This is a genomic window from Streptomyces sp. NBC_01237 (genome assembly GCF_035917275.1).
Taxonomy (GTDB): Bacteria; Actinomycetota; Actinomycetes; order Streptomycetales; family Streptomycetaceae; genus Streptomyces.
Genome location: NZ_CP108510.1, coordinates 32,138 through 46,503 on the forward strand (window position 1 = coordinate 32,138; position 14,366 = coordinate 46,503).

5 protein-coding genes are annotated in these 14,366 nt (G+C 66.1%); 2 read left to right on the forward strand and 3 right to left on the reverse strand.

Translation table 11 applies throughout. The annotated features are described in order from the left end of the window. From OG251_RS43375 to OG251_RS45155, 3 genes are all read right to left on the reverse strand, one after another. Positions 1–7,104 carry a polymorphic toxin-type HINT domain-containing protein gene (locus OG251_RS43375; protein WP_326681567.1) on the reverse strand — a complete coding sequence of 2,368 codons (7,104 nt, stop codon included), beginning with the start codon at positions 7,102–7,104 and terminating at the stop codon, positions 1–3. Between the two features lie 174 nt (positions 7,105–7,278). Further along, a complete protein-coding gene (locus tag OG251_RS43380) occupies positions 7,279–10,812 on the reverse strand; it encodes a LamG domain-containing protein (protein ID WP_326681568.1) in 3,534 nt (1,177 codons plus the stop codon). 1,524 nt (positions 10,813–12,336) lie between these two features. Then, positions 12,337–12,573, reverse strand: a complete 237-nt coding sequence (locus tag OG251_RS45155; protein ID WP_442818443.1) for a hypothetical protein — start codon at positions 12,571–12,573, stop codon at positions 12,337–12,339. Positions 12,574–12,693: 120 nt separating this feature from the next. On the opposite strand from OG251_RS45155, the gene OG251_RS43390 reads away from it, so the two are divergent. Further along, a complete protein-coding gene (locus OG251_RS43390; RefSeq protein ID WP_326681569.1) occupies positions 12,694–13,314 on the forward strand; it encodes a hypothetical protein in 621 nt (206 codons plus the stop codon). A 432-nt stretch (positions 13,315–13,746) separates the two neighbouring features. Next, on the forward strand, positions 13,747–13,977 hold the full coding sequence (locus OG251_RS43395; protein WP_326681570.1) for a hypothetical protein: 231 nt from the start codon (positions 13,747–13,749) through the stop codon (positions 13,975–13,977). Positions 13,978–14,366: the final 389 nt, after the last annotated feature.

Below are 14,366 nucleotides of genomic sequence, written 5' to 3' on the forward strand. Positions count from 1 at the left end.
TCACCTCGCGGTCACGAAATTGAGATCGAAGGCGTCTTCCAACGCCACACAGCTATTACAAGGGCCTACAGGGTAGCCGTGCATCGCTTTATCTCGCGACCCACGTACGATCACTCCGGCCGCCGACGATCCTGTCGGGTTGTACCCATCTGTCAGCGCTCGTGAAACACACACGGCCAAGCCGCAGCTTCCGTGGCCGACTCCGCGCTCCATAACTGGGATATCGTCCAGAATATCCTGAACGATGGGGTGCAGCGTAGGAGGCGTTCCCCTTACGCTCGGACTTGAGTAAACCTGCCCACTTGGCAATTGAAGCGCCTCCGCAACAGCTGGACGCGCTTTGGAGGGCCGAACGGAAGATGTGATGTCTGCTTCGGCGCGAGCAGCATTAGTGACACCGCAATTGTGCACGAGGACCGGTGTGGCCCCCGCCAACACATAGTACGCGTGGACGTCCTCGATGCTGAGGTCGTGGGTTCGCTGACGCTGGGTGTAGTGCTTGACTTCGGATATCTGGACGTGCACGCCGGCGCTGGTGCGGAGCAGATGTCCGGCTTGGAGGTCTCCGGCCTGGATCCATTTTTTCAGGTCGGGTATCCAGAAGGGGTGTGTATCGGTTGCTACGATGCTTGATTGGCCGCCGTCTACGGATACGTAGATTTCAGTGAATGCCTTGTCATCTTCCGTGGTGATCGTCTGGGCAACTTTTTTCTTGACCGTTTCTCCGGTATCGACATCGGTGGTGGTTATAGTGTCGCCGACTTCGATGTCTTCGATGTCTTTTCGTGTGCCGTCTGCTAGGAGGACACCGGTTCCCGGCAAGAAGCTATGGCATACCTTTGCAATCTTGTGTGTTGCGGCAGCCAGGACGACATCGAATGTGATCTTGGCTGCTCCTTCTGTGGATCTCCCGTCAATGAAATCGTCAGCAATTTCACTGCCTCTGGCAATGATTGATTCTGCGAATCCTACTCCGGTTATTTCTTTCATTTTTCCGGTCACATACTCAGTGCATGTGCCGTCGAGAGTGACGCAGTTATATGCGTTTTTGACTTCGTCGCCTACCGCACCAATCAGGCCGGTGCCAAACTCTCTACCTTGTTCCACGAGAGCGTCGGTAAAGGAGGAAAGCCACCCCCCGACACCTCCTCCGCCACCGCCATTACCGCCGCCGCCGTTACCACCTCCGCCGCCGTTACCACCTCCACCGCCATTACCGCCTCCGCCACCACCTCCGCCACCGCCGCCGCCACCGCTGCCGGAAGTACCGCCGGTGTTCGGTGCCGGGTTGGTGTTGATCGGGAAGGCCGGGTCCGGCTTGCCGCTGTTGTTGCCCGGCTGGCAGTGGCCGTTGCCCGGGTCGAGGCAGGTGCCGGTGGGGTCCGAGTTGGTGGCAGGGCTCTGGCCGGCGTAGCTGTATCCGTTGAGTGTCTGGTGTTTGCCGAGTTCGAGGATGGGGTCGACGCTGATGAACTGGCCGATTCCCGGGTCGTATTCGCGGGCGCCGATGTGGGTGAGGCCGGTGGTGGCGTCAGTGGGCTTGCCGAGGAATGCTTTGTCGTCGGGCCAGGTGGTGGGGTTGGTGCCGCGGGGGGCGCCGAAGGGGGTGGTGTAGCGCTTGGTGACGGCCTGGGTGGTGGCGTCGGTGGCGATGCTGCTGGTGCCGTGGTGGTCTGCGGCGAGGAAGCTGATCTTGCTGCCCGGGGTGCCGAGCGTGGATGTGCGGACTGCGATGTTCTGGCCTGCCGCGCTGTAGTAGCGGGTGCCGGTGACCGTCTTTGTTGTGCCCTTGGTGGTCAGGCGTACCTCGGTGGCGCCGAGGTAGAGGACGGTGTCGCCGTCTCCCGTGGCGCGGCGGATGAGGAGTTCGCCGTCGGCGTCGTAGAGGTAGCTCGTGCCGAGGGCGGGCTTGGTGCCGACTGCGGGTTCGGTGGTGGAGGTCAGTTCGCCTTCGGTGTTCCAGGTGAGGGTCTGGGTGGCCTGGGTGCCGGGGCGGTTGGTGGTGTTGCCCGCGCCGTCGTATCCGTACGTCGCCGTCTTGGCTCCGGTGGTCTTGACGAGTGGGTGGGGCTGTCCGGTGGGTGTCTTGTATCCGTAGGTGGTGGTGGCGTCGCCCGCGGCGGCGTGGGCGGTTTCGGTGGCCCGTTGGCCGGCGTCGTTGTAGGTGTAGCTGGTCCAGTAGGGGGCGGCGCCGTCGAGGTTGGCGGTGGTGCGGCCGGTGGTGGCGCAGTCTGCGGTCTTGGGGGTCCAGGCTTCGGTGAGGCGGCGGTTGCCGTCGTAGGTGAAGCACTGGTTGTCGGCCTTGGTGGTGCCGCCGAGAGTGGTGGGGTCGAGGATGGACAGGACGTTGCCCGCGTCGTCCTGGGTGAAGTTCAGGTCCTGCAGCATGTACGAGTGGGTCTGGTCGGTGACGTGGCTGCGGGTGAGGCGGCCGGTGCCCGGCTCGTACTTGTTGGTGATGTAGGTGTTCTTGGCGCCTGCTCCGAGTGTGAGCTGTTCGGCCTGGCCGAGCGCGGAGTAGCTGACGCCGAGGAGGTAGGTGTTGGTCCCGGACAGCCCTGTGGTGAGGCCGAGGGAGTTGTATTTCGGTTCGACGATCTCTTTGGGGAGGCCCGCGACGCCGGGTTCCTTGGTGTTGTTGAGGGTGCCGTCAAGAAGGTAGTCGGTGCCGAAGGTGGTGGTGGCTGCCACTGCACCGGAGGTGACCAGCGGGTCGTCGGCGGGCAGCACGACATCGGTGCTGGTGGCCCGGCCGAGGGTGTCGTAGGCGGTGACCTGCTTCGTGTATGCCTTGCCGGTGGTGCCGCCGACGTAGCGGGTGGAAGCGTCCGGCTTGCCCTTGCGGAGTGTGTCGTAGCTCCAGTGGGCGAGCTGATTGGGGGGCGTCTCTTCGGTCTGCCACAGGTCGGTCTTGCGGCCGAGTTCGTCGTACTTGTAGAGCAGTTTCGCCTTGCGCGAGTCCTCGGTCAGGCTGATCTGGTCGAGGTCGGTGTACTCGGTGCTGGACGTGCCCTTGTCCGGGTCGGTCGTCTGGATCTGGCGGCCGAACAGGTCGTAGGTATAAGTCCACTTCGCGTCGTCGATGCCGGTGATCAGCGACTGCTTCCCGTCGCGGGTGTAGTCGTACTTCACCCGGGTGTAGGGGGTCCCTGTCGTGGCGCCGTACGCGGTGTCGTTGGGGGCTGTGCCCGCGTAGGTGCGGGTCTCCGCGGTGCGGCCCAGGACGTCGGTGATGGTGCGGGTGGCGTTGCCGCCCTTGACCGCGGTAGTGGCGGTCGAGTCTCCGGTGTAGCTGGTGGTGGTCGACCACCGGTCCACGCCGAATACCGTGAAGGTGCTGTTCGTGGGGCGTGCTGCCGCGTCGTAGGTGGTGCGGGTCAGGGCGGGGGTGTGGGCGTAGGAGGCGCGGGCGTATGTGCCGTTCGGGGCGGCGAGGTTGTCGTAGATGTCTGCGTACGTCTCATAGGCGAGGCCGCGTGAGTCGTATCGGGTGTCGGTCAGGATCCGGCCGCCGAGGGGCGAGGCGGTCTGGGTCTGGAGCGGGCGCAGCAGGGCGTCGGTGATGGCATAGCTGGTCTCGTAGCTGGTGCCGTTGGCTTTGAGGGTGGCGACGGACGTCCAGGGCTGGCTGCCGCGGGCGATGTTGTAGTCGTATTTCGCTGTCGGGGTGTCGATGCCCTTGGTGCGGTTGGGTGCCCAGGTGTCGGTGATGCGGCCGAGTGCGTCGTAGGCGTTCGCGGTGTCCTTGGCAGCGGCGTCGGTGGTGCCGGTGATGGATCCGCGTGCCGGGTCGATGTAGGTGTAGTTCTTGTGGATCTGGCCGTTTGAGGTGAGTTTGGGGGAGGCGACCACCATGGTGGTGAGGGGGCCGGCTGCGGCCGGGTAGTAGGTGGAGGACGTGACGTTTTTTTGGGCGTCCTCGACGGTCAGGGGGCGTCCCAGTTTTGCGGTCGCCGTGTCGTAGGTGGTCTTGGTGACCTTTTGCCAGCCGCCGTTGACGGGTGGGTGGCGGTCGCTGGTTCCGGCGGCGGCCGGGTAGGCCTTGGCTCTGCCGGTCCAGGTGGGGAGGCCGAGTGTCGGGGTCTGGGAAGCGGTCCAGCCGGTGGCGGTGGGGTTGTCGTAGACGACGGCGGTGTCGGAGAGTACGTCTCCGCGGCTGTCGGTGTTCGCGGGGAGGTTCAGTTTGTCGTCGGTGATGACGGCTCCGGCTGTGTCCAGGCAGGCGGATCCGATGGTTCGGGTACGGGAGACGAAGCTGGTGAGGCCCTTGTCGGGGTTGCGGGCGTACCAGGTGCGGGTGCAGGTTTCGTCACCTGTTTTGCTCTGGTCTCCTACGGCTTCGGTCTGGGTGACCATGCCGTAGGTGTGTGAGGTGTAGCTGCGGCGCCAGGTGTTGCTGACGGGGAGGTAGGTGTAGGCGTAGGAACGTGCGGTACGGACGAAGTGCGCCTTGGTGTTGGCGTACGAGCGCTGCTGGCTGGCTGTTTCCTTGTTCCAGATGTTGTTGACCGCGACGGAGACGGGTTGGGTCCCGTTGTAGGTGAGTTCCTGGCGCAGGAACCCTGCCAGTTGGTTGTGGTCGGTGGCGTCCGATACGTCCAGGCCCGCGATGTCGATCCCGGGGATGGTGGCAGTGCGGGTGGCGGTGCTGTCTAGGCGTTTGTCGCCGTGCATGCCCTGCATGTACTGGCGGACGGTCTTGGACTGGGGGTGGGCGGTGTCGCCGGTGTAGGTGGTGACCTTCCGGTAGCCGCGCCAATTGGACCAGGTCCGCTCGTCCGCCGGTGTGAAGGGGTCGTTGTTGTAGTGCCAGCCGGGGTTCTCGTAGGTGTAGAAGTTCTCGACCGCTTCGTTCTGGCCGGCCGGGTCCGAGGTGGATACGGAGGTGACGTTGTACTTGTGGAACCAGTCGAGTTGTGGGTCGCCGCCGTTGACGGGCCAGTAGACGGGGTAGCAGGAGAGGTTGTTGTCGTCCTCGGCCGTGGGCATCTTGCTGCCGCGTACGCACTGGGGGTCGGACAGGGTGACGGTGGTGATGGCGCCGGTCTCGGTGGTGATGGTGTTGATGCGGGGGCGGGTCAGCGGGAGGATGTTGTCGGTGGCGTCGACGCGGTTGGGCCGCATGTGGTAGCCGAACTCCACCGGAGGTACGACGATGGTGCCGCCGTTCTTCCCGGTGCGCTGGAGCGACTTGAGGGTCAGGGTTTTGTCGGAGGGGTTGCCGATGTCCCCGCCGTCCAGGAACTGGTAGCTCAGGGCGTAGGTGTCGACCGGCTTGTACGCGTCGGGCTCGGCGGCCGTGGACCAGACGCTCGTGTTGATGCCGGTGAGCATCTTGCGGGTGAAGAACGTCGGTCCCTTGGGCAGGCATTCGGTCTCATCGGCGCTGCAGATGGCGTCGAAGGGGACGTCGGGCCACTTGTCGGCGGTGTCTTCGGTCAGTGAAGGGCAGTCGGCGGCGGTGCACCGTTCCTTGTAGGTGAACTCGACCTTGCCGGAGGGGTTGCCGGTGAACAGGGTGTTGGAGCGCTGTCCGTACCTGATCTCTTCGAGGTAGCCGCCGCGGGTGTAGGAGGCGAGCTCGGTTTTGTCGCCGTTCTTGGCGTAGTGGTTCGATTCCGCCTTGTACCAGTACGTGGATGCATTGCCGTGGACATCGGTGACAAGGTCGAGGTTCCAGCGCCATGCCTGTGTTTTGGCGCGGCCGGAGTAACCGGTGCCGGAGGAGTATCCGGGCTCTCCGGAGTCGTCTCCGAAGACGGGGACGGTCCAGACGGAGTTGGTGCGTTCGGTGCCCGCACCGGGAAGTTTGTTCAGGCCGAAGGTGTACGTGGTGCCGTCACCGGTGACGACCTTCCAGTACTCGCCCTTTCCGTCGCCCTTGCCTGCGACGATGTCGTCGCCGTCGTCGCTGTTGTCTGCTCCGGTCTCGTGGGTGACCTGGGAGGCGTCGTCATTCTTGAGACGCCACACACCGGTGGTGTCGTCCTTGACGAGTTCGGTGGCCTTGCCGTTCAGGACGAGGGAGGCGTTCTCGTACTTCCAGCACTGGTCGGACTTGTCGGCCTGGCCGTCGTCCTCGCACGATCCGTATTTGCGCTCGATGTAGGAGGAGGTGAGGTCGAACCCCTCACCCGCCATGGAACCCTGGTTGTTCGTGTTCGAGGTCCGGCCATCCGTGCTGCCCGAGTCGTAGGACAGCGACAGCGACGGTGAAGGACCGGCAGCCGCCGGTGGCACGGTGACCGGATAGGACCAGGTGAAGGAGCCGGACGAGCCGCCGGCTTCCCAGGCGGAGGAAGCCGCCAGCGGGGTGGCCTTGTAGTCGCCCGCGCCGGAAGCCGCCGTCCGTGAGGTCGCCGTCACGGCGAACACGCCGGCAGACGCTGTGGTGTCCGTAGTGGTGACGGCGGGGAGGCTGACCTGGGCGGAGACAGTCTGCGCTGCGCCGTTGTTACGGTGGGTGACGGGGGTCTGGGTGCGGCACTGCGGTTTCTGCGGGCTGGTCAGCGCGCACGCGGGCAGGGACACCAGGCCCAGGCGGGCGCCCCAGTTTCCGCCGATGGCGTCGGCGAACTTCTCGTAGTCGATGGTGATGCCGGCGGCGCCCGGGGACTCCGCGGCGGCGGTGAACACCACGCCGGTGATGCCCGCCCTGCGGGAAGTCTTCTGGTCGAGCACGCGGACTGTGGCGGAACCGGTGGCAGCGCCGGCCTGCTGTGCGTTGCGTGCCTTGGCCTTGGCACGGGGCGGTGTGGTGACGGATACGGTGGCCCGACCGGGTGTGCCGTCGATCTTCTCTGTTCTGGTGGATGCCTTCGGCCAGTGGGTGGCATGCCGGCTGCGTGCCTGGGCGGCCTGTCTGCTGTTGGCAGCCTTGTTCTTGGCCACCCGTTCACGGTCTTCTTTCGCCCCCAGGGCGTTGACCGTCTTCACCTTGCTGACCCGGGGAGCGGGGAGGCCGGGCCGGCCCAGAGGGTCCGCGGCGACAGCCACCGGCGTCAGCGCCGCGGGCACGGACAGTGCGAGGGCCAGCACTCCGACCACGGGTATCCGAAACGCCCCGGCAGCAGGGGTGGGGCGTCGTCTGCTGCGTCGCTTCACGAATGAGGGGAACCATCTGGACACGGACACGTCTTCTCTCCGGGAACGGCCGACCGCCATTGGTTCGGGCAGCGCAGCAGGGTGGCGGTGGCGCAAAGCGGCGTGGGGCAGGGTGGGGCGGGGCCGGCGGTGATGGCCGGCCCCGCCGGTGGCGAAGCGCCGGGGCGGTGGGGTTCAGGTGCCGACGACGTCGGCGACCTGTGTGCCGTCGCTGAGCGCTCCTGACCAGAGCCGGATGTCGGTGAGCCGGCCGGGAAGGTAGTTGCCCCAGGCGCCGAGGTATCCCTTGCCGACAGAGAGCTCGCCGGTGCCGACCTCGGCGGTGTACTGCACGTCGTCGCTGGTCTGGCGGTCCGAGGTGACGTAGAGCTGGATCGTTCGGTCCTGGGCGTTGTACACACCGGTGAGGCGGGCCTCGGAGTCCAGGACGGCCTCGTCCTTGCTCTCGACGGATACTCCGGTGCCGTCCGCGGTGAGGCGGCCGAAGTTCCAGCGGCCCACCACAACGGGCTTCGATACGGGCAGACCGTTCTCGTCGAGGACCCGGTCGCCGTTCTCGTCGTACTCGGGTTCCTGCCGGCTTCCGGTCTTCTCGAACCACAGGCTCCACGACGAACCGGTCGCCGTGCGCTGCCCGAGAATCTGCGCCTTGTAGTGATCCGGTTTCGCCAGGATCTTCGCCTCGTCGACGACCGCCTCTGTGGTCACCGTGAACGAACCGGAGTCATCCACCAACGGCCCCGGTGTGGTTGCGGCGCCCGTGGTGCCGTTCAGGACCAGTTCGTCATCGGCGAGGGATGCCCCCGAGGACAGGGCGAGGGACGGGCTGTAGCCCGAGACGGTGTCACTGAGTGACGTGCCCTGAGCGCCTGCGGGCTTCCACGCGGCAACGAGCTCGACGGAAGGCTTCTTGTACGCGTCGAGCAGCGAGCTCTCCTGCGCGATCTGTTCCTTGGTCAGTGCTACCTGCCAGACCGCCGCTTCGTCGATGACACCGGGGAAGTAGTCGGTGTGTGTCCCGGACCAGTGGACACGTCCGATCTGGAGCGGGCCGTTCGCAGCCCACGGTGTTGTGAACGGGGTGCTGCCCTGCGGCTCTCCGTTGACGTAGAGGCTGATGGTGCCGGCGGTCGCGTCGAAGACTCCGGCCAGGTGGGTCCATACCTTGGGGGTTGCGGGGTTCTTGGAGGCCACTTTCTGGTAGGTCCACGGCGTCCCTGCAGGGGCGTCGGTGCTGGCCTCGCGGAAGGACCACTTCTTGATGGTGGATTCGTAGCTGAGAAGGAACGGGCTTCGGTTGGTGCCGTCCTGGCTCAGGACGGTGGAAGTGGGGCTGGCGATGTCGTCCAGGCGGACCCATGCGGCGACTGTGTAGGAAGCCCGGGTGTCGATGACCGGGCCGGTGGTGGCTGCGTAGCCCGTGGTGCCGTTCAGCTTGAGCCCGCTGTCCGTGGTCCTGACCGCGGGGGCGGTGTCTGTGGCCGGGGTGACGGTGACTTCGCCTCGGCGCCCCTGATTGGTGCGGGTGGCTCCGCCGGTCAGTGCCGCGTTGTCCCGCAGGCTGGGGTCGGTGGTGGAGGAGTCGACCGCGTCCCCGGAGGGTTCGCTGAAGTTCCAGCGGCCGACCGGCCCGTCGCCTTCCTTGACGACGAACTCGACTGTGTTGCCCTCGCCGGGGCCATAGCTGTCCTTCGCTTCGGCTTCCAGGACGATGGTGCCGGACGTGGGCGGTACCGCGTTGATGTCCACTGTCGCCCCGGGCAGGTAGCTGGACCAGGCCGTGTCCGTGGACAGCTTGTACCGGTAGGCCGTGTTGACGTCACCGGCGGCCGGGCCGAGGGTGAATGTTCCTCTCTGGCCGGGCTTTCCTCCGGGGACACAGTCGTTCGCGGTGCACAGCGAATACGGGTTGCCGGGTTTGAAGGTGATGGTCGGAGGCTTGGGAGCGGTGCTGTCGACCTTGAAGTAGCACCATCCGGTCGTCGAGCCGTTCGATGGCCCCGCCAGGTGTTCGCTGCCGTAGTACGACCGGGTCCAGGACCGGTAGCGGTAGAGAGCGTTCTCCTCCAGGTTCGTGCTGGGTGACGCGGTGATCTTGACGTTGTCGCCCACCGGACTGGACGGCGCCAGAATGTCACCGATGGCTTTGGTCCAAGTGGTGCCGGTCTTCTTGTCCAGTGCCATGACGACCCGCAGTGCGGCTCCCGACTCACCGCCCGCCTCGGTCTGGGCTGTTGCGGTCAGGGCAGGGGTGGGATCGGTGGCGATCGCCGGGGCGGACTCGACGGTCTTGCACACCGAGGTGTTTCCGGTGACGAGACCGATGGCACTGGGCTTGGCCGGCTTGCCGACGTAGGTGACGCTCAGGACCGCATCGTCGTCGAACCGCTTCCACGCGATGGTGTCCGACTCGTCCTTGGCCATCAGCATCAACGTCAGACGGGGAAACTTCCCCTCCGCGAAACTGCGGACAGTCGGTGTCAGGTTCTCGTCCGGCTCCGGCGCATAGTCGTGGAACTCGATCGGGGCACGCGGCTGTGACGGTTTGCAGTTGTCGCCCCGCCCGGCTGAGACATTCCGGTCGCCCATCTGGTCCAGCTTCTTCGGCCCCGGCCACCGCGACGACGAGGAGATATTGCTGGTGCGCTCCAGATCGACCCATCGCTCGTCGCAGGAGAACGACCAGGTTTCCGTCACGCTGAACGTGGCGTCCAGAACGTGCTTGCCCTTCAGGTTCCCTGGGGCGAATTCGAAGTACATGCGGTTCACATAGCCGTTACCGCAGTAGTAGGAGACCCCGCCGATCACCGCGGACCCGCACTTGCCGACGCTCATGCCGTTCTTGCCACCGGAGAAGTTCCAGAACACATCGCCGTCCGAGGACAGCACGGTGCGCTCAGAATCGTCCAGACCGACCGGCGGATCGATGTAGAGAGGGAAGTCCGCCCTGCTCGTTGCCTCAATGAGGTCCGTGTCGGGCTTGACGGTTACCGATCCTTCCGCGACCGCAATGTCCAGGACCGAGGACTCGTCCCCCGCTCCGGGACCGGCCAGCGGGTCACCCTCCCCGGGCGGGCCTGCCGGTACCGGCTCGGACGCGCCGGTGTCTGCGGACTCGGCGAGGTACAGCGACTGCCGAGCCGCCGCGGGGGTGGTGTTCCCTCCGGCGGAGTTCCACATCTGCGCGGCCGGAGAGCGGAACACGGTCTGTCCATTGCCGTCCAGCGCGTCCACGCCCCCGCCGGCGCCCGCCTGCACGGTGAGATTCTCGGCTCCCAGCTGGTACTCGATGCTCGCCAGGGCAGGGTTCGCGGCCGCTTCCGGAGTCTCGACCTCCAGCACCTGGCGGAAGCCCTCCACCGTCGCGGTCAGGATCAGATTCACATCCGGCAGCACGTCCTCATAGACGGCACGCTCGCCCTCCAGACGAGGAGCGGGCAGAGTACCCGGCCAGCCCAGGGATACCGACTGTGTTCCCTCAGCGATCGTGACCAGACCCGCTCCACTGCCTCCGGGAGAGAACGACAGATCCACCGCAGCGGCCTTCGGACCGACCGACCCGTCGGATTTCTTCACAAGAGTGGCATCCGGACTCGTCCACCCACCGTCCGGCAGAGCGACCCGCACCGGACTGATCGCCTTGTCCAGCGTGAAGGTCGTTCCGTCGGGGTTCGCGAACACCGTCTCCCGTTCGGTGCGCTCCTCCACGACCTCAACACGTTCACCCGACTCAACCGCCTCGGCGGAAGCCCGAGCCTCCGCCGAGCCAGAAACCGGGGAAACGCTCTCAGCGGCTGCGGGCACTGCCGCGGCCTGCCAGGTCAGGGCAGGAATCCCGCCCACCATCGTGGATGCGACGGCCAGCGCGCACACACGGTGACGCACTCGACGCCACAGAGCCGAGGAGTAAAAGGCCGTGCGCCAGACAGAAGAACAGGACGCGGGACACAACAGGGCGAACGCCGCAGGTGAGTGGTCCGGCAGAGGGGTTCGCGTACCTCCAGGCCGCCCTACCAGCTGCCCGGGTCGGCGACGCGCCAGCAGTTGTCCGTGAACGCCGTCCCGCAACCGGGGCAGACAGAGCGGCCCGCTTCACGTTCACCTCGCCGGCGTGCGCACCCCGGCCGCCCAAACGGCGCCCCCAGCGGCGGCGCTCCCGCGAGAAGAGACCTCATCCGAGCGGCAGGGCCACGAACCGGACCGCCGGCCGATGCAGGTGCTGGAGGTCGCGCGGGGCGCGGCCGGGGCTATGAGCAGGCGCAGGACGCTCTGTATGCGGCGGTCGGGGAGGTGTTGGCGGCGCGGCCCTACCGAGGTGCGGTCCATCCCACGGTGGTGCGCGCGGCGCTGGAGGCCGGTGAAGACGTGCCGGAGAGGTCGGCGGAGTACGCGGCCTTGTGCACCTGATCGTGGCGATCGGCCTGGGCGTGGAAGAAGTCGGAGCGAACGCGCTGGCAGCACCGCCACGGCTGCGACGATGAGGCCCCTCCCCTGTGTCCCCATGGCGCGGGAGCGTAACAGCAGGTCAATCCCCGATGAACGAAAACTGCATCCCTGATTTGTGCAACTCGCGGCGGAGTTGTGATCGCAGTGCGTAATCTCAGCGGGAACGCGTGTCGTGTCGCGTAAGCCTCGGGTCGCCGGGCATCGACCTCGCCCACCGTATCGACGGTGGCAGGTGTTCGGTGCACTGCGACTGGAGGCTTCATGAGCCGACACGCAAAGCCCCGCAAGGGGCGAGAAGACGGCCCCGACCGCAAGAAGCTCTGGCTCCTGCTGATCAATATCTTGATCAGCGGCTGGAACCACTTCTAACGGCCGAGGCCGGCACAGGTGGGCGTCGACCTCTCCCTTGCCAGAGCTGGGGTCGGCGCACCATCCACGGTTACAACCTCGCCACTCACACCGTTATCCACTGTCAAGTGACGTGTGCCCACCGTAGCGTCGACTCTTATAACTTGCATCCGTGACGGCGAACTGCGTCAAGTTTTACGTGTCACGAGGCCCGACGCCGTCCCGTATCGCTACTGGGGCCGTAACCGCCCTCACCTCCTGCCGTCGAGGCGTTTGTCGTCGAGACTGCTGATCCCTGTGTCCAGCTGGTCAGGGTCGGCCCGCTCGGTCAGGGACTCCGGCGTCCGTGCGGTCCGGGGAGTCCATGCCAGCAACCCAGGTGACCATCTGGTCCTCCAGCTTCGGGTGGATGCCGACGTGGTGGATGAGGCCCTGTTCCTAGAGCTGTGCGATCGGCTCGGCCCGGAGGCGTTTGCCGACCTTCGCAGTAACCTCCAGGACCATGGGCTTAAGGAGGCCGCGGGCTTCGCCGCTGCGCTGGAGCTGTTCCCACGCCTGGCGGACGATCTGGCGGGCCATGTCTCCCTCGTAGTCGGACTCGACGGCGACTCCCTCGGGCGGAGGTGGGTGAAGGGCGGTCCGCAAGGTGTCCGCTGTCGGCAACGTCGTGCACATCGAGCTGAAGTTCGCCAAGGGGCACGCCAAGCCCAGGACCTGGGTCGTCTACACCGCTTATCCGGAGTATACATGACATACGAGACCGGTCTCTCCTGGCTTTCGGAACAGTGTGGGGAAATGACCGACCTGCTTCCTTCGGAACTTGACTGCCTCGTCGAGCGGGGGCCGGTCTCCGCCATGGTCCTGATCGCCGAGCGGTCGGTGACGGACTTGGACGGTCCGGCGGCACTGCAACTGGGCCGCGACGTGCGTCGTCTGCTGGATTCCGCGCTGGCCGAGGAGACGATACGGACGGCTTGGGTCGGCTCCACAGACCACGTGTTCGACCCGTGCAAGGAGGACGTCGGTCCTCGGGCCTGGCTGAAGAAAATCAAAGCTGCCTGGCTGTCCGCCGAGTTCCGGTGTGCTCCCAGGTTCGTTCCGCCTGCTGCCGATCCGGTGACGGACGACACACTGCGCGCAGCCGTGGTCCGGGCGATGGGCGGGGTCGTCGCTGATCTGACCCTGGCGGACGAGGCGGGGCAGCAGTTCAACTCCTTGCCGCAGACAGGACTGGTGCCTGCGCTGGAACAGGTGGTCGTCCACGTCTGCGCCGACCTCGGCTACCGGCTGTTCCTGCGAGCCATGAAGGCGTACTACGTGGCGGTCGACGCGAGCAGCCGCGACGCGTTCGTGGCGCTCGGCAGACAATTCGGATACCCGGACCCGCTCGTAGAGGAAGGCCTCAACCAGCGCTGAGCAGGTTTCGGGCGGGGCGGGAGAACCAGGTGCCTGCCTCGCCCGGGCAGTGCACGTACCACCATTAAGGCGTCCCACGCAGTGATGCGGGGGACGCCCCAAATCTTCGTTGGGTGTAACTCTGTCTGAGTGAGCGTTGCGGTGAGACTGCGAGGTCAGGTCTGTCCTGGTAGCGGACCTGGTGGGCGCATTGATGTGCGTGAGTGACGTGTCAGGTGGAGCTGTGAGCGGTCACGGATTTCCCCAGGCTTCGAGATCTGAGCGTCACGTAATTCCCCACCCCGGCGGTCATGAGTCCCCATGGAGATGGCGACCGTGATGCCCTGCCAGTCACCCGGACCGAGGTCGACTAGGACCGCTGCGCACGGAAGAGACGGCGGTCCCCGCTCGCTGCACTCCAGCCCGCCTCGGCTGGCCGACCACCTCGCCGTCGTGCCCGACGAACACGCCAGCTGCGAGGCCGGGTACGTCATGGACAAGCTGGTGGCGGTGGCGAGCAGGTACCTCAAGCGGTGGTGCCTCGCGAGCGGCAACGGGGCGCACACCGCGCGGATCACGGCCGGGTTCCTGATCGAAGTCATGCAGGAGGTCGATCAGGTGAGCCAGTTCCTCGCCGACGTCCGCAGCGACGCCGCCCGGTGGCCAGCGGCTGTGGCGTCCTGAGCTCAGTGGGATCCGGGACGGCGCCCGGGGACGGAGTTTTCTCCTCCCCAGGCGCTGTCCTGTTCGGGCGGGATGTCGCAGGTAGCGAACCCTGTCAAGGAACAATGCACTGCCTCCAACGACGGTGGGGCATCGGATGCTGTGCACTCCCCCATCGCGATGTCGTGCACTCCTGAGGCAATGCAGGGCACTCCCACCGCGATGTCGCGCATCGGATGCGGTGCATCGTCCGGACATCGGGTGCGGTGGCGGCCATCGGGTGCACTCCACTCCACACGATGGCGTCCACTCCCGGGCTGGTGGTGCGCCCGCCGCGCACTTCGGGTGCGGTGGTGCGCAATACCGGGAGTGGCGGTGCGCATCGTGATGCGGTCGGTGCGCGCACCGAC

Excerpts from the sequence above, each read along its gene's own strand:
- OG251_RS45155 (WP_442818443.1), bottom strand. The coding sequence starts at position 12,573 with ATGTGCACGACGTTGCCGACAGCGGACACCTTGCGGACCGCCCTTCAC.
- OG251_RS43390 (WP_326681569.1), top strand. The coding sequence starts at position 12,694 with ATGACCGACCTGCTTCCTTCGGAACTTGACTGCCTCGTCGAGCGGGGG.